Raw genomic sequence first — 18,906 nt, forward strand, 5'->3', positions numbered from 1 at the left:
AGTGGTAGTCGGCACGGTCGTCTCGCGCCGCAGGTCCACGGCAATCGATGCAGGCCGTCGGTACTTTTTTCGGCAGATGAGAGAACGACGCTGTGCATGCTGATCGACGTTTCGAGCCCTTTCCGCTGACCAGCGCGCAACGCGGAATCTGGTTTGCCCAGCTACTGCGCACTGATGTGCCGATCACGATCGCGCAGTATGTCGTAGTCGACGGGACTCTCGACGCGGCGGTGCTCGAAAGTGCCTGCGTCACAGCAGCGCATGAGTTCGGCTCCGGGATGCTGAAACTGCTCGAGATCGACGGCGAACCGTTTCAGCAGATCGATTCCGAGCTCAGTCAGAGCGTCGAAGTCGTCGATCTGAGCGGTGAGCGCGAGCCGGAGGCAGCCGCACTCGAGTGGATGCGGCAGGAGTACACCCGACCTTTTGATCTACTCGCCGATCGATTGGTGAAGTCAGCCGTCCTGAGCGTCGGCGCGAACCGCCAGTTCTGGTACTGCCGGATCCATCATCTAGTCCTCGACGGCTACGGCGCCATGAACTTCATGACACGCATCGCCGAGCTCTACTCAGCGGAGGTCGCCGGCCTTTCAGTCCCCGAATCGTCGGCAACCGATCTTCTGGCCGTGCACGACGCCGAGGCCGAGTATCGGCACTCGCCGCGATTCCGCCGAGATCAGGACTACTGGGCAGCCAAGACAGCAGAGCTTCCGGCCGTGGCAAGTCTGGCCGGGAAGCGGATGGACGCCACACCGGGTGCGGTCGTGGTCGGCCGAACACTCGACAGTTCGAACGCGACGGCGAAGGCGGACGAGTTCTCTTCGGCGGCGGCGGTGGCTGCCTTCGCGCTCTACTTCGCCCGGGTGACCGGCACCGAAGACGTAGTGCTGAGTTTGCCGGTGACCGCGCGAACGAACAGGGTTCTGCGCGGTTCGGGTGGCATGATCTCCAACGTCGTTCCGCTGCGCCTCGCGGTGACCGCTTCGACCACGGTTGCCGAATTGAGCGCGGCTGCCTCGCTCGAACTGACCGGCGCGCTCAGACATCAGCGGTACCGCACCGAGGACATGAGGCGCGATCGAGGCGTCGGTGCCGAGCGTGGGTTCTTCGGTCCCGCGATCAACATCATGAACTTTCACCCCGAAGTGGTCCTGGGGTCGGTGACTGGTCGATTCCACGTCTTGTCGACAGGGCCGGTGGAAGACCTGTCGGTCAACATCTATCCGAGTGCCTCGGGAGAGGCGCCGCGAATCGATTTCGAAGCCAATCCCCATCTGTACACCGCAGATGTCCTGAGCGACCATGTCCGCCGATACGTCGAACTGCTGTCCCGGTACACGCAAGCGCTGCCGGACACTCGTGTTCACGATCTCGAGATCCTTAGCGAAGCCGAGCGGAAGTCGCTCGTTCCGGCACGCGGCCCTGACGCACTGGCACCGACGACCTTGCCCACGATTCTCGCCCACGGCGTCGCGGCATCGTCGGAGGGGATCGCACTGAGCTGCGGTACCCAGCAGCTCAGCTACCGCGAACTCGATCGTCGCTCCAACGTACTCGCTCGAACGCTGATCCGGCGCGGAGTGGGTCCTGGCACCAGTGTCGTGATCGCGCTGCCGAGATCCATCGACGCCGTCATCGCGTGGTGGTCGGTTGCCAAAACCGGCGCTGCATCAGTTCCGGTCGATCCGACGTACCCGGTCGAACGAATCGGTCACATGGTCGGGGACAGTAATGCTGTTGTGGGAATTACTGATTCGACTGTCCATCAGATGCTGCCCGTCGATCTGGACTGCATCTCGATCGACGCCTTCAGCTTTGTCGGCGACGAGTCCGTCGTCGACGACTCCGACCGCACGGCGCCGTTGCGAAGCGATCACATCGCCTATCTGATCTACACGTCCGGTTCCACCGGTACACCGAAAGGTGTTGCCGTCACGCACAATGCGTTGGTCGATTTCACCGCGTGGGGTCGCCCCGAACTCGGCGTCGGTGCGCATTCGCGAGTTCTGCGATTCTCGTCCGCGAGTTTCGACGCCTCCGTCTTCGAAATGGTTCAGGCGTTCAGTGCCGGGGCGACGATGGTCATCGCTCCGGCAGATGTCTACGGCGGCGGCGAGCTCACAGAACTGCTGCGCAGCGAGCGCGTCACCCACATCATCAGTGCGCCGGCAATTCTGGGCACGGTGGACGCCACCGATCTTCCGGATCTCGAAGCTGTGGTTGTCGGAGGTGACGTGTGCCCGCCGGACCTGGTTCGACGCTTCGGCCCGATCTGCCGGTTCTACAACAGTTACGGCCCCACCGAGTCGACCATCGTCATCACCACGACACCCCCGCTGGCGTCGGACGAGGCCATCATGATCGGTTCTCCGATTCAGGGCGCGCATCTGATGGTTCTCGACCGCTGGTTGCGACCTGTGCCGGCCGGGGTGGCCGGTGAACTGTATCTCGGTGGCCCCGGATTGGCGCAGGGCTACCACTCACGTTCAGCTCTCACCGCTGCGAGTTTTGTCGCCGATCCTCTCGGCGGCGGAACTCGGTTGTACCGCACCGGAGACGTGGTCCGCTGGACTCGGACTCTCGAACTCGAGTACGTCGGCCGCTCCGATTTCCAGGTGCAGGTCAATGGACTTCGCATCGAACTCGGTGAGATCGACGCTGTGCTCGCACGCCATGAATCCGTCGATTTCGTGGTGACGCTTGCCGGCGGCACCGTGTACTCGTATGTGAAGATCAAGCCGGGACACGATCTCGACGAAGACGCGTTGATCGCACACGCATCTCGATTCCTGCCCGCTCACATGGTGCCGTCCCAGCTGATACCGCTGGCCGAAGTGCCACTGACCCCGGCAGGCAAGCTCGATCGCCAGGCGCTACCCGAACCGGAATTTCGTTCGGCGGCTCAGAACTACCGGGCGCCGAGCGGTCCGGTCGAGCGCATCATCGCCGACGCCGCTGCGTCGGTACTCGGCGTCGAGCGAGTCGGCGTCGACGATTCCTTCTTCGCGCTGGGTGGAGACAGCATCGTCGCGATCTCGCTCGTCTCTCGAGCAAAAGCCGCCGGAGTTGTCTTCACTCCTCGCGACGTGTTCGAACGCAAGACGGTGGCGCGATTGGCCGAAATCGCACTCCCGGCAGATGAATCGGTCGTACTCGAAGAACTGCCGGGTAAGGGAGTGGGGTTTGTCCCGCTGACCCCGATCGCAGCCAAGATACTGGGCACGGCCGGCAGCATCGAGAACTTCTATCAAGCCGTGTCGGTCAGTGTTCCTGTCGGACTTGATCTCTCGCGCCTCGCGGCAACTCTTCAAGTAGTTGTCGATCAACACGACGCTCTTCGCGCGCGTTTGCTGCCCGACCACTCCGGATTCGACATTGCCCCTGGCTGTGCTGTCGATGCATGGGTTCGTCGGACCGTCACCGAAGCGCTACCCGGAACCCCCGAGTTCGAGGAAGCTCTCACCCAGGCGACCGCGGACGCCGCGTCGAGGCTCGATCCGTACCGCGGCGATACTGCTCAGATCGTCTGGCTCGACTCGACGCACGATTCGGGCCGATTGGTGGTCGTCATCCACCATCTGGTTGTCGACGGCGTCTCGTGGCGGATTCTCCTTCCGGACTTCGCTGTAGCCTGGCAACAGATCGTTCACGGTGGCACGCCGGTACCGATGCCCGTCGGAACGTCACTGCGGCGTTGGTCGCACGGACTCACCGAGCTGTCACCGTCGGCGGAACTCGATTACTGGCGTGAGGTCGTCGACTCCGATGGTGCGCCGATCGGTTCGCGTCCTCTCGATGCGGAACGGGACCGAGGGTCGTCACTGCGTCGGGTCCGGGTCGACATCGACCGTGACACAACAGATCACCTGTTGCGCGCGGTACCGTCGCACTATCGGACCGGTGTCAACGACGGCTTGCTCAGTGCCCTTGCCCTGGCATTGCGCACCTGGAGCGGATCACAGCGGATGCTCGTCTCGCTCGAAAGTCACGGACGAGACGAAGACGTGCTGCCCGGCGCTGACCTGTCCAGGACCGTCGGCTGGTTCACGGCGGTGTACCCGGTTCGGATCGATCTCACCGGACTCGGAGTGGACACGCCGGCGGTCGTGAAATCCGTCAAGGAACAGCTGAGAACCACGCCGGGGTCCGGTATCGGTTACGGGCTGCTCCGACGTGCAGGGATGCTGACTGGCCCGGAACCGCAGATCGGTTTCAACTACTTGGGCAAGATGTCCACCGCGGAGTTCGGTGACGAATTGCGGGCCGCGGGCTGGATTCCCGACGCCGGAATCGATCTCAACAACGGCAGCGGAAGCGATCTCGCGGTCAGTTACGCGATCGACATCAATGCCGCCGTCGTGGACGGTCCGGAAGGCGAGTTCCTTTCGGCGTCATTTGCTTTCCCCGAAGGTATCTTCGAACCCGCTGCAGTCGCGGAGCTCGGGACGGCGTGGCGCGTCGAACTGGAGAAGATTGCCGCCTCCGTCGGTGATCATGCCGGCCTCACACCGTCAGACGTTCCCCTGGTCTCGGCTTCGCAGGACGAAATAGAACTGTGGGAGAAGCAGTTCGGCCACCTGGAGGACATCTGGTCGCTCTCGCCGCTGCAAGCCGGATTCCAGTTTCACGCCGGCCTCACCGCCGATGCCGTCGACGTCTACACCGGCCAGATCGTTCTGTCCCTCGCCGGGATCGTCGACAGCGATCGACTACAGCGGTCGCTTTCGAGACTGTTCGAGCGCCACACCGCACTTCGGACTGCCTTCGTGTACGACTCGAACGGCGTTGCAGCACAGCTCGTTCTCGATTCCGTGACAACTCCATGGCGGGAGGTGCTCGGGGGTGATCCGAACGTCGTCGCGGAACTCGAGCGCACGGCACCGTTCGATCTGAGCGCGCCCCCACTGCTTCGTGCAGTGCTGGTACGCCAGGGTGCGGATTCGGCGCACCTGATCGTGACCAATCACCACATTCTCTTCGACGGTTGGTCCATGCCGTTGTTGGTGCGCGATCTACTGTCGCTCTACGCCGCCGACACCTCGCTGCCGGCTCCCGCTCGGTCGTATCGCACCTATCTGCACTGGCTCGCCGAACAAGACAACGGCGCGGCATTGGACAGGTGGATCGGCGCACTGTCTGGAGTAGACGAACCGACGCTGATCGCACCACACCGTACGGAGTCCTCCGTGCACGCAGTTCCCGTGGATGTCGAAGTCCCGCTGGAAGCCTCGTCGACCGAGGCGATCTTCGAGTTGGCCAGGCGCAGCGGCGTCACGGTCAACACTGTCGTCCAGACTGCGTGGGGTCTACTGCTCAGTGGAATGCTCGGACGCGACGACGTCGTGTTCGGAGCCACCGTCTCGGGTCGACCCGCGTCGCTGACCGGGGTCGAAGACATTCTCGGGTTGTTCATCAACACAGTTCCTGTTCGCGTTCGTGTCAACCCGGACAGTTCGGTGTCCGAACTCCTCGAACACGTTCAGTCCGAGCAGGTTCGGCTGCTCGACAGTCACCACGTCGGCCTGGCCGAGGTGCAGTCGGTCGTGGGCGCCGGCGCGATGTTCGACACGTTGACGGTGTTTGAGTCATACCCCGTCAACCGTTCGGCGCTCGAATCCGCGACGGATATCGCCGGGATGCGAGTTACGGGAATCGAGGTCGCCGACGCGACTCACTACCCGCTCGCCCTGATCACGGTCCTCGAACCGAGCCTTCACCTCACCATCGAGTACGCACCCGATGCGATGGACCACGACGCGACAGAGCGTGTCGGCCGACGCCTTGCATCGATACTGGGCGCGATGACTGGCGAGAAAATCCGCATCCGGGACATCGACTATCTCGACGCGGCCGAACGACGGCTCGTACTCGACGAGTGGAACGACACTGCCAACGTCATCGCTGACAAGACGCTGCTCGACCTACTCGGCGCCGACTCGGAAATCGCCGACTCGGAAATCGCCGACTCGGAAATCGCCGACTCGGAAATCGCCGACTCGGGTATCGCCGACTTGGCCGATGCTGCACTGACCTTCGCGGGCACGACGATCAGTCGCGGAGAATTCCGGTCCCAGGTCAACTCTCTCGCTCGTCACCTCGTAGAACGCGGCGTCGGGCCGGAGTCACTGGTCGCGATCGCTCTGCACCGGAGCGCGCAGTACGTGGTGGCAGTGCACGCCGTCATCGCAGCCGGCGGTGCGTATCTTCCGATCGATCCGCAGCATCCGGACGAGCGGATCCGGTACCTGTTCGACGTCGGAGCACCGTCGGTCGTCCTGTCGGTCGCGGCCGACGCCACATCGCTGCCCGATGGGGTCAACCCCGTACTTCTCGACGAGATCGATCTGTCGGGGTACTCCACCGAGCGGCTCACAGACGTCGAGCGTCTCGGTCGTGTATCACCGGATCACGTTGCTTATGTGATCTTCACATCCGGGTCCACCGGAAAGCCCAAGGGCGTTGCAGTGTCGCATCGAGCGATAGTCAATCGCCTGCTGTGGATGCAACATGAATATCCGCTCGGCCGTCACGACGTCGTGCTGCACAAGACACCCGCCACCTTCGACGTCTCGGTGTGGGAGTTGTTCTGGCCATTCGTCGCCGGCTCGCGACTGGTAGTTGCAGAACCCGATGGACATCGCGATTCTCGGTACCTCTCCGAGCTGATCGCTCGCGAAGGTGTCACCACCTTGCACTTCGTCCCGTCGATGCTCGACGTCTTCCTCGTCGACGGAGATCTCGCACAACTTCGATCCGTTCGTCAGGTGTTCGCCAGCGGCGAGGCACTTCCGCGTGCGACGGTCGTTCGCTTCCACGAACGATTCGGTGCACGTCTGCACAATCTTTACGGTCCCACCGAAGCTGCCGTCGACGTCACTTTCCACCAGACGCATGCCGCCGCAACAGGTCCGGTGCCGATCGGTGCTCCGGTCTGGAACACGCAGACCTACGTGCTGGACCACCGCCTCGCGCCGAGCCCGATCGGAGTGGCGGGAGAACTCTATCTCGCAGGAGTCCAACTCGCCCGCGGCTACGTGCAACGCTCTGACTTGACAGCAGATCGTTTCGTAGCCAACCCCTTCGGTCCCGGCCGGATGTATCGGACCGGCGACCTCGTCATGTGGAACTCCACCGGTGAGATCGAGTATCTGGGTCGTACCGACTTCCAGGTGAAGCTTCGCGGGCAGCGCTTGGAACTCGGAGAAATCGATGGGGTCCTGTTGGAACTGTCGGGAGTTCTCTCGGCCGCCACCGTCGTACGTCAGGATCGTCTGATCGCCTACGTGACAGCTGATTCGGCAATCGACAGTGCCCTTCTCAGCGCGCACGCGCAGGCGAAGCTGCCTACCTACATGGTTCCCTCCGCATTCGTGTTCTTGACGTCGATGCCGCTGGGCCCCAACGGAAAACTCGACCGGCGTGCGCTGCCGGAACCGGATTCGGCGGCAGCTGAGTACGTCGCTCCCGTCACCGAACCCGAAAAGACCATTGCCGCGATCTTTGTCGAACTCCTCGGTGTGAGCGAAATCGGCCTCACCGCCGACTACTTCGCGCTCGGTGGCAACTCTCTGACGGCTGCGCGGGTGGTGGCACGGATCAACTCGGCACTGGGATCGACTCTGGGTGTCCGAGACCTGTTCGACGCTCCGACAGTTGGTGCGCTGGCCGGACTCGTCGCCGGCAGCGCGCCGTCCAGGTTCACCGAGCTCGGACTGCGCCCTCGACCGGACCGGATTCCGCTCTCACCGGCCCAGCAACGTATGTGGTTCCTCAACCGATTCGATCCGGAATCCGGGGCGTACAACATCGCGGCAGCACTCTCGTTGTCCGGCGACCTGAACGTTCAGGTTTTGCGCCAGGCGATCAGCGATGTCATCGACCGGCACGAGGTGCTGCGCACTCTCTATCCGGATTCGGATCAAGGTCCTTACCAGCGCATTCTCGACGACGCGCCAGTTGCTCTCGAACCCGCGGATGTCAGTGACCCCGTCGTGGCTATCGGCGAATTGGTCGGTGCCGGGTTCGACGTCACCACCGAGGTTCCGGTGCGGGCTTCGCTTCTCCGGACGTCTGGTCGGGAGCATATTCTTGTACTCGTCGTCCACCACATCAGTGGCGACGGTTGGTCGATGCAACCACTGGCCGCGGATGTGATGACGGCCTACGCGTCACGGCTCGCGGGAACCGCGCCACAGTGGTCGCCGTTGAGCGTTCACTACGCGGACTACACGCTCTGGAAGATCGATTCTCTCGGCAACGAGGACGATCCGGAATCGGAGGCATCGCGCCAGATCGAATACTGGCGCGCTGCATTGGCGCACGTCCCGACCCGTCTCGATTTCCCGACGGATCGGCCGCATCCCACAGTCGCGTCCTATCGAGGTGCGACGGTGTCGTCGACCCTCTCGGCGCAGACGCACCGCGCCGTCGAATCCCTGGCTCGCAGCACTCGGTCCACACCGTTCATGGTGCTGCACACGGCGTTGTCGGTACTGCTGTCTCGGATGGCGGGGGAGTCCGACATCGCGATCGGCACCCCGGTCAGCGGACGCGGCGATCAGGCCCTCGACAACCTCGTCGGCATGTTCGTCGGAACCGTGGTTCTCCGGACTCAGGTGGATCCGACGGCTTCGTTCCGCGGATTGCTCGAATCGACCCGCAACGCCGACCTCTCGGCATTTGCCCACTCAGATATTCCGTTCGAGCGTCTCGTCGAGGTGCTCGACCCGCCTCGCTCGACGGCGCACCACCCCTTCTTCCAGGTGGTACTCGCGACCGGCGATATTCCGACCCCATCCGTGAAGCTTCCCGGCCTCGAAGTTTCTCAGGTCCCGTTGGATGCTCCGATCTCGAAATTCGATCTCCAACTGGATGTCTCGTCGCCGCGCCGGGACGGGTCGGTGACCACGACGTGGACCTATGCCCTCGACATCTTCGACGAATCGACTGTGCGCGAGCTCGCGGATCGGTTCGTCGCCATTCTCGATGCTGTTGTCGCCCAACCCGAATCAGTGGTCGGTGACCTCGATCTGCGGACGATGCCAGAGATCGAACGTCAGGGAACTGCCCATTCGGTCGCCTTGACGGAGTTGACGCTGCCGGAGATCCTGACGGCCGGGGTCATCAAATCCAACGGTGGTCCGGCCATACTGTGCGGCGACCTCGAACTCTCTTACGACGATGTAGACCGGCGTACCAATCGGTGGGCGCGGGCACTCGTAGCTCGAGGGATCGGCCCTGAATCGGTAGTGGCGATCGCCATTCCGCGGTCGGCCTCTTCTGTACTCGCCACTTGGGCCGTTGCCAAGACCGGAGCGGCGTTCGTACCCGTCGACCCGAGCTACCCGGCCGAGCGAATCGAGCACATGCTCACTGATTCGGGCGCGATCCTGACGCTGACGGAAGAAGTCGTGGCGTCGCTTGATCGCGACGACGTCAGTGACACGCGAATCCTCGATTCCGAGCGCACGTCACCGATTCGCACGGACCACACCGCGTACGTCATCTACACGTCGGGATCGACCGGCACTCCGAAGGGCGTCGCCGTCTCCCATGCGGGTCTCGCGGCGCTAGTCGACGAGCAGGTTTGCCGATACGAACTCGACAACCTCAGTCGCACGATGCATTTCGCTTCCCCCAGCTTCGACGCATCTGTGCTCGAACTGGCCATGGCTGTCGGTGCCGGTGCCGCGATGCTTGTTGTTCCCACCGGCATCTACGGCGGAAGCGAACTCGCAGCCCTCATGCGGGCGTCGAAGATCAGTCACGCATTTGTGACCCCGGCTGCCCTGGCTACGATCGAACCGGCAGAGGTTCCGGATCTCGGTGCGGTGATCGTCGGCGGTGAAGCGTGCGACGCCGCGTTGGTCGCGCAGTGGGCATCGGCGCGAAAGATGTTCAACGCATACGGTCCCACCGAGGCCACCGTCATGGCTACCCTCGCGGGGCCCATGTCGGCGACTGATCGGATCACCATCGGTAGTCCTGTTCGCGGCACCGTCGCACATGTTCTCGACTCTCGCCTCCGTCCAGTTCCGGACGGAGTGACAGGTGAGCTGTATCTGACCGGGCGTGGACTTGCCCGCGGTTACCACCGTCGCGGCGACCTGACAGCGTCTCGATTTGTTGCCGACCCCTCACGTTCGGGGCTGCGGATGTACCGCACCGGAGACCTCGTGCGACGTCGTGGAACGGAACTCGAGTATCTCGGCCGCAGTGACTCGCAGGTCAAGATTCGCGGCTTCCGCATCGAACTCGGTGAGATCGACGCGGTGCTCGGTGCGCACTCTGGCGTACGAACTGCGGTGACGACAGCAGACGACACCGTCGGACTGCACTCGTACGTGGTCGGTGGTCATCTGGATCCGGAAGAAGTGCGCACCTTCGTCTCCAGTCGACTGCCGGCACACATGGTTCCTTCCTCGGTGATCGTTCTCGAGGAAATTCCGTTGACGCCGGCCGGAAAGGTCGATTTCCGCGCGCTGCCTGCCCCGACGATGCGCCGGAATGCGTATGTCGCACCCGTCACGAAGACGGAGGAGTTGATCGGCCGGATCTTCGGTGACGTCCTGGCAGTCGACCAGGTCAGCATCACGGACGACTTCTTCGACATCGGTGGAAACTCTCTGAGTGCTACCCGAGTGATGGGACGGGTCGGCACCGAACTCTCAGTCACCCTCCCGGTTCGGGTTCTCTTCGATGCCAGGACAGTCGCGGCCCTCGCTGTGGCAGTCGATGCAGCGCAGAGCGGAACGCGGCCCGCTCTGGCCGCCGGGCCTCGGCCCGAGCGAATCCCGCTCTCGCCGGCGCAATCGCGAATGTGGATTCTCAATCGATACGATCCTGCCTCGCCCGCGTACAACATCCCGCTCGTCCTTCGCCTGCGCGGCCGGCTGGATTCAGTGGCTCTCCGAGAATCTCTGTCGGACATCGTTCTTCGCCACGAATCCTTGCGGACGATATTCCCTGACGATGCCGAAGGGCCTTTCCAGCGGATTCTCGACGACGTCGACGTTCCTTTTCGTCACACGGTGGTTTCTCCCGAACAGGTTGCCGATCAGATTGTCGGCGCTGTGGACGAGGGGTTCGACGTCACCAGAGCAATCCCGTTGCGGGTAAACCTGTTCGAGCTCTCGGCTGACGAACACATCCTGGTCGCCGTGATTCACCACATAGCCGCGGACGGTGCGTCAGTGGCGCCGCTCGCACGGGATCTCGTTCTGGCCTACTCGGCGCGCCGTTCGGGTACGGAGCCGTCACCGGCCCCGTTGGTTGTTCAGTATCCGGATTACAGCGTGTGGCAACACCAGGTCCTCGGTTCGGAAAGTGATCAGACCAGTCTTGCTTCGGCGCAGGCCGAGTATTGGCGTGGCCAGTTGGCCGGCGCGCCGGAGCTTCTCGAACTTCCGGCCGATTTCCCGCGGCCGGCGATTGCGTCGCTGCGCGGAGCGAACACCGAACTGGTGTTGGCGCCCGCGATGGTCACTGCACTCGGGCAGTTGGGCCGCACACAGGGCGCCACGACCTTCATGGTGCTCCAGGCGGCCCTCGCGGTGCTCCTGTCCAACCTCGGTGCGACCGACGACGTGGTGATCGGGACACCGATTTCCGGACGCGGCCAACAAGCGCTGGACGACGTGGTCGGAATGTTCGTCGGCACGGTGGCACTACGCAGCCGTCTCACCCCGGCGATGTCGTTCCTCGATCTGTTGGCGCAGGTGCGAGCCACTGACCTCACTGCGTTCGAGAATGCCGACCTACCATTCGAGCGGCTGATCGACATACTGCAACCCGCTCGCTCCCAGGCCCACGCGCCGATCTTCCAGGTGGCTCTGTCTCAGGAGCAAGAGGGAACCGCTGCGTTCACGCTGCCCGGTCTCGAGATCGAAGCCGTGGACAACGCAGTCGCGGCGGCAAAGTTCGACCTCCAGATCACGATGGTCCAGCACGCAGATTCGTTGAATCTCACCTGGACATACGCCACAGACCTCTTCACCGGCACGTCCGTGGACGGATTTGCGCAGCGGTTCCACCGGATTCTCGCGCAGATTGTCGAGACTCCGGAAGTGGCAATCGCGGATATCGCCGTTCTGGACGAGAACGAATACACCAGACTTACTTCGGCATTCGGTCCGTCAACGCCAACGGTTCGCACCCTGGCAGATCTGTTGACCCTGCACTCGGAATCCGCGAATGTGGCAATCGTTTCCGAGTCGTACGGTGAGATGACGTACAGCGAGCTGGATGTGCGATCCTCACAGCTGGCTCGGCTCCTCATCGAACGTGGGATAGGCCCCGAAACAGCTGTTGCGGTGTCTCTTCCACGTTCGACGCAGTCCATCCTCGCACTGTGGGCTGTTGCCAAGTCCGGAGCAACGTACGTTCCGGTGGATCCGACGTATCCCGACGAGCGCATCGCACACATGCTGGCAGACTCTGCAGCGCTGGTCGTGATCACCGACTCCGAGACGGCGCCAACACTTCCGAACGGAATCGATACGATCGAGATCGACTATCTCGACCTCGATCGCTACCTCGCAGCGCAGGTCGACGATGCCGATCGGATCCGCCCATTGCACGCGGATCATGTTGCCTACCTGATCTACACGTCAGGCTCGACCGGTCTCCCCAAGGGCGTCGCTGTCACTCACCGGGGACTGTCCGTGTTCTCCGCTCGGACCCGCACTGATCTGGCGGTATCGCGCGACTCTCGGGTACTGCGACTGTCCTCGGCCAGCTTCGACGCGTCCATGTTCGAGATGATCCTTGCGTTCACCGCCGGTGCCACGATGGTGATCACACCTCCGTCGGTCATTGCCGGCGAGGAACTCACCGACGTGATCCGGCGTCATCGCGTCACCCATGTGGTGACGGCTCCTGCTGCGATGACCACCGTCGACGCAGGCATTTTGTCGGATCTCGAAGTCGTCGTGCTCGGCGGCGACGTCTTTCCGCCGCAGCTACTCGACCGTTTTCCCAGCCAGACAAGACTCTTCAACAGTTACGGGCCGACCGAGAGCACCATCGTCATCACCAAGACCGGGGCTCTCCACGACACTGCAGCTCTGGTCGGTGACGGCGAGCAACACCGTCACACGTCACTCTCGCCCGTCACGATCGGTATTCCGCTCGAAGGCGCACACGTTCTGGTCCTCGATTCCGCCCTCAATCCCGTCCCCGTCGGTGTCAGGGGCGAGCTGTATCTGTCGGGACCCGGCCTGGCACGTGGGTACAACCGGCGCGCGGCATTGACCGCAGAACGCTTCGTGGCGAACCCGTTCGGTGCATCGGGCGCGCGGATGTACCGGACCGGCGACGTCGTCGCCTGGACCGAGCAGGGCGAACTGGCGTACATCGGACGATCCGACGCCCAAGTTCAGCTTCGCGGGCTCCGCATCGAACTGGGGGAGATCGAATCAGCGCTCGCCTCCGTTCGCGGAGTGAGCGCTGCTGCCGCCACTGTTCACCGACATGACTCTCTCGGCGATCAACTCGTCGGTTACGTCACCACCACAGATGCGGTGTCGGCGGAGTCCGTCCTCGAAGCCGTATCCGCGGTGCTGCCACGTGCCTCGGTGCCCAGTGCCGTGATCCTGCTGGATCTGCTACCCCTGACTCCGGCCGGAAAGCTTGATCGCGCAGCACTTCCCGTTCCGGAGTTCATCGCCTCGGCGATGTTCCGGGTGCCGACCACACTCGCAGAGATTCGTGTCGCGAGCGCTTTTGTCGACGTTCTCGGTACCGGTACCGTCGGCGCAGAAGACAGTTTCTTCGAGCTGGGTGGAAACTCGCTCAGCGCGACTCGGGCGATTGCCCGAGTCAACGCCACGTTCGGGATCAAACTCGGGGTTCGGGCGCTGTTCGAGGCGCCGACCGTCGCAGAACTTGCACTGGTGGCAGACTCGGCAGAACGTGATGATCAGCCCCGATTGGAAGCACGACCGCGACCTGAACGTATTCCGCTCTCACCGGCGCAGAATCGGATGTGGTTCCTCAATCGATTCGACACCGCGGCTGCCACGGACAACCTGCCCCTGGCGCTTCGTCTGAGCGGAACCCTGGACGCGCCGGCGTTGGCTCTCGCGCTTCGTGACGTGGTCCAACGCCACGAGTCGTTGCGTACCTACTATCCGGATTCCCCGAACGGTCCTCGCCAGGAAATCCTGCCCGAGTCTTCGGTGGATCTCGATCTGGTTCCGCATGACGTCACCGAAGCCGAAGCGTCGCAGCGGCTCTTTGCTCTTGCCGGCACCGGATTCGACGTGACAACTGACGTACCACTGCGGACCGCTCTGTATCGAATCTCCGAGACCGAACATGTGCTCGCCGTCGTCATGCATCACATCGCATCGGACGGATCATCGCTCGGACCCCTGGCCGCCGACGTCATGGGTGCCTACGTTTCGCGGTCTCGCGGCGAAGCTCCACAGTGGACACCGTTGCCCGTGCAGTATGCGGATTACGCGCTCTGGCAACATGATCTGCTCGGCGCGGATGCGAATCCCTCCGTCGATGCTCAGAGACAAATTCAGTTCTGGACCTCTGCGCTCGCCGGAATTCCGGACCTGTTGAAATTGCCGACGGACAGGCAACGTCCGCCCCGTCAGAGCTACCGCGGCAAGGAGATTCACTTCACGATCGGCTCGGACACCGCCGATCGACTGCGTGATCTTGCCGTCGGATCAGGCGCGAGCCTGTTCATGGTGGTCCACGCGGCATTCGCCGCACTGCTTGCCCGGTTGGGCAACAGTGCTGACATCACCATCGGCTCGCCCATCGCGGGACGAGGGCACGAGTCGCTCGATGCACTCGTGGGGATGTTCGTGAACACCTTGGCATTGCGAACCCAGGTGAACACGGCAGCACCGTTCACGGACCTGCTGAACCACACCCGCGATCAGGATCTCGCTGCCTTCGCGCACGCGGACCTACCGTTCGAGCGGCTCGTCGAGATCATCGATCCGGTCAGATCGACGGCCCGCCATCCGTTGTTCCAGGTGGCACTGTCCTTCCAGAACCTCACGCCGACAATGTTCGAGCTACCCGGACTGCAGATCGCGGCAGTTGGCGCCTCAGTCGAGACGGCGAAGTTCGACCTGCACTTGACCGTCACCCCTGGGGACTCGGGGTCGATGTCGGCGTCGTTCACCTATGCAACGGATCTGTTCGACCAATCCACAGTGGCGACATTCGCCAACCGTCTGCTTCGCGTTCTCGATTCGATCGGTCGAAACCCGGACCTCCCGGTAGGCGACGTCGCTCTGCTCGGCGACGAAGAGATCGCGGCCACCGTCAACACGTGGAACAACACCGACACTGTCGTTCCAGAGACGACCCTCGCGGATCTGTTCGACGCCCAGGTGCGCAGAACACCGCGCGCCGAAGCGCTGGTTCTCGGTGACCGTCGCCTGACCTACACCGAGTTCGACGCCGAAAGCAACCGCCTGGCACGGTATTTGATCGGAATCGGGATCGGCCCGGAAGTGACTGTCGCGCTCAATCTGCGGCGCTCCGTCGAACTGGTCGTTGCCATGTACGCGGTGGTGAAGGCAGGCGGGGCCTACGTTCCGCTCGACCCGGATCAGCCGGCAGAACGCACGGCTCACATCCTCGAATCTGCAGCGCCCGCAGTTGTTCTGAGCACTTCCCGCGATTCGCTCGACGGGCAGTTCCACGTCGTGGACATCGAAACTCTCGATCTGGACGGAAACGACGCAGCACCGATTCGGGACAGCGAACGCCTCGCCTGCCTGCGACCGGACAACATCGCATACGCGATCTATACCTCGGGATCCACCGGAAAGCCCAAGGGCGTGGCGATTTCCCATCGAGCGATCACGAACCAACTCTTGTGGAAGCAGGATCAATTCCCGCTCGGCGCGCACGACCGCGTACTCGTCAAAACTGCATCTACCTTCGACCTGTCCGTTTGGGAATACTGGTGGGCGTTGCAAACCGGCGCCTGCATGATTCTCGCCGAGTCAGGGGCACAGCAGGACGGCGAGTACCTCACGCTGCTGATCGAGCGTGAGCACGTCACGACACTGCATGCCGTCCCCTCGATGTTGTCGCTGCTCAGTGTGTCCGAGCGCCGACTGCCGAATTCGCTCACCAGGATTCTGTGCATCGGCGAGACTCTCCCGATACAGACAGCCGAGCACATGCGAGAGCAGAGTTCGGCGCAGGTCTACAACCTGTACGGACCCACGGAAGCAGCGGTCAGCGTCACAGCGCACCGAACGAGCGATGCAGACGTTGCCGTAGTGCCGATCGGAACCCCCGCCTGGAACACGCGCCTGCATGTACTCGACGAGCGGCTTCACCCGGTTCCGGTCGGTGTCGCAGGTGAGCTCTATCTCGCTGGAGTTCAGCTGGCGCGCGGGTACATCGGGGATGCGGGGCAGAACTCGAGCCGTTTCGTCGCCGACCCGAATGGAACGGGAGAGCGTCTCTATCGAACCGGCGATCTGGTTCGGTGGAATGCCGCGGGCAGCCTCGAATACCTCGAGCGTGCAGATTTCCAGGTCAAGGTCCGAGGTTTCCGCATCGAACTCGGCGAGATCGAAACAGCGTTGCGCGCCGAACGACCGATCCGCGATGCGGTGGTCACGGTCACGACGTCGGCCACCGGTGAGCAAAACCTGGTCGGCTACGTCACCGCGGCAGCTGGCTCGGACATCGAGAGCTCAGCGATTCTGGCACGACTGCGCGCCACCCTGCCCGGCTACATGATTCCGACAACGCTGATGACGCTCGACTCCCTGCCGCTGGGGAGTACAGGCAAGGTAGATCGACATGCGCTACCGGAGCCAGTCTTCGAGGCACGTGGTTTCCGTGCACCGACGACACCGGCCGAACTGTCGGTGGCGACCGCTTTTGCCGAGGTTCTCGGCAGCGGAAGCACGGGGGAGGTGGGCATCGACGACGACTTCTTCGAACGCGGCGGCAATTCGCTCAGTGCAACTCGGGTGCTCGGGCGGATCAACGCCGCGGCGGGCACGGACTTGCCCGTGCGTGTGGTCTTCGAGTCGCCCACTGTCGCAGAATTGGCTGCAGTGGTGGAAACTGCCGAGCTTTCGCGGCGGCCCGCGCTGGGTTCGCAGCCGAGGCCGGCGAGGATTCCGCTCTCCGCTGCGCAGACTCGTATGTGGTTCCTCAATCGCTTCGATCCCGATTCGTCGGCATACAACATCCCGGTGGTTCTGCGATTCACAGGTCCATTGGATGTCGAGGCGTTGCGCGCCAGTGTCGCCGACGTGATCGCTCGCCACGAGGTCCTGAGAACCGTGTACCCGGAGTACGACGGAACGGGTTACCAGGAGGTCGTCGAGGAACCTCGTGCTCTCGACATTCTCGACATTGTCACGGTGCAGGAGGATTCGCTCCACAGCGTGCTGGCCGATGTTCTCGGCGCCACTTTCGACGTCACGTCCGAGATCCCCGTTCGAGCTCATCTGTTCCAGCTCGACGAGTTCGAGTACGTCCTGGCGATGACGGTGCATCACATTGCGGGTGACGGTTTCTCGATGGGTCCGTTGACGCGTGATGTGATGGTGGCGTACGAGGCGCGGTCCCGAGGTATGGAGCCGTTGTGGGCGCCGCTCGAGGTGCAGTACGCGGATTACGCGCTGTGGCAGCTCGAGACGTTGGGTTCGGAAGAATCGTCGACCTCACTCGTCACACGACAGTTGGACTTCTGGCGGAACGCTCTCGAGGGAGCGCCCGCCGTCCTCGAACTCCCGTTGGATCGGCCCCGCCCGGCTGAGGCCTCCGGACGAGGATCGCTTCTGAGCGTGCATCTCGAACCTGCTCTGCAACAGGCAATTTCCGAACTGGCACGACGGCATCGCGCTACGCCGTTCATGGTGTTGCATGCTGCTCTGGCCGTCGTACTGTCACGGTTCAGCGGCAGTTACGACTTTGCCGTCGGGACGCCGACCGCCGGGCGCGGCGAACGCGTGCTCGACGATCTCGTCGGTATGTTCGTGGGGACCGTCGTGTTGCGCACCAGAGTCGATCCAGGTGAGGAGTTCACCGACCTGCTGTCCCGAGTCCGCGACGTCGATCTTCAGGCTTTTGCGCACGGCGACGTTCCGTTCGAGCGTCTGGTCGAGGTACTCGATCCCGTTCGTTCGCAGTCCTATTCACCGCTCTTCCAGGTCAGCCTCGCACTACAGAACCATCTCGATTCACGGTTGACTCTCAACGGGTTGCACATCGAGAGCATCGAACCTGCGGTGGTGAGCACTCAGTTCGACCTCGATTTTGTTGCGGCCGAACAATTCGACAACGACGGCCTACCGGCAGGGCTTGTCGTTCAGTTGACCTACGCCACTGATCTGTTCGAGGAATCCACCGCCTCACGCCTGATGTACGCCTTCGAATCGGTCTTGACTACTGCTGTCGCAGAACCGGATCGGCGAGTCGAGATGTTCGAGGTGGAGTCTGTGGTGGAGCGTGGGTTGGTGTTGGGGGGTGTGAATGAGACGGATCGTTGTGTTGAGGGTGTGACGTTGGCGGATTTGGTGGCGGCTTCGGTTGAGGTGTCGTCGGGTCGTGTGGCTGTGGTGTTCGGTGATGTGGTGTTGTCGTATGCCGAGTTCGGTGTGCGGGTGAATCGGTTGGCGCGGTGGTTGATCGGGCGTGGTGTTGGGCCGGATGTTTTGGTGGGTCTTGCGGTGGAGCGTTCGGTGGAGATGATCGTGGCGATGCATGCGGTTGTTGCTGCGGGTGGTGCGTATGTGCCGATTGATCCGGAGTTGCCGGTGGAGCGGATCGGGTTTGTGGTTGATTCGGCTGCGCCGCAGCTTGTGTTGACTGTTTCTGCGTTTGTGGGTGTGTTGCCTGTGGGTGTGGATGTTGTTGTTCTCGATGGTCTTGATGTGGGTGGGTTTTCGGGTGGTCGGG

The 18,906-nt window shown here is 62.8% G+C and carries 1 protein-coding gene; it reads left to right on the forward strand.

The window, feature by feature from the left end; translation table 11 throughout:
• Window positions 1-92: 92 nt before the first annotated feature.
• On the forward strand, window positions 93-18,906 hold an 18,814-nt coding region (locus R4P70_RS28505), incomplete at its 3' end, for a non-ribosomal peptide synthase/polyketide synthase (RefSeq protein ID WP_317832953.1).

Origin of the sequence: Rhodococcus sp. IEGM 1241 (assembly GCF_033142365.1) — a bacterium.
GTDB classification, from domain to species: Bacteria; Actinomycetota; Actinomycetes; order Mycobacteriales; family Mycobacteriaceae; genus Rhodococcus_F; species Rhodococcus_F erythropolis.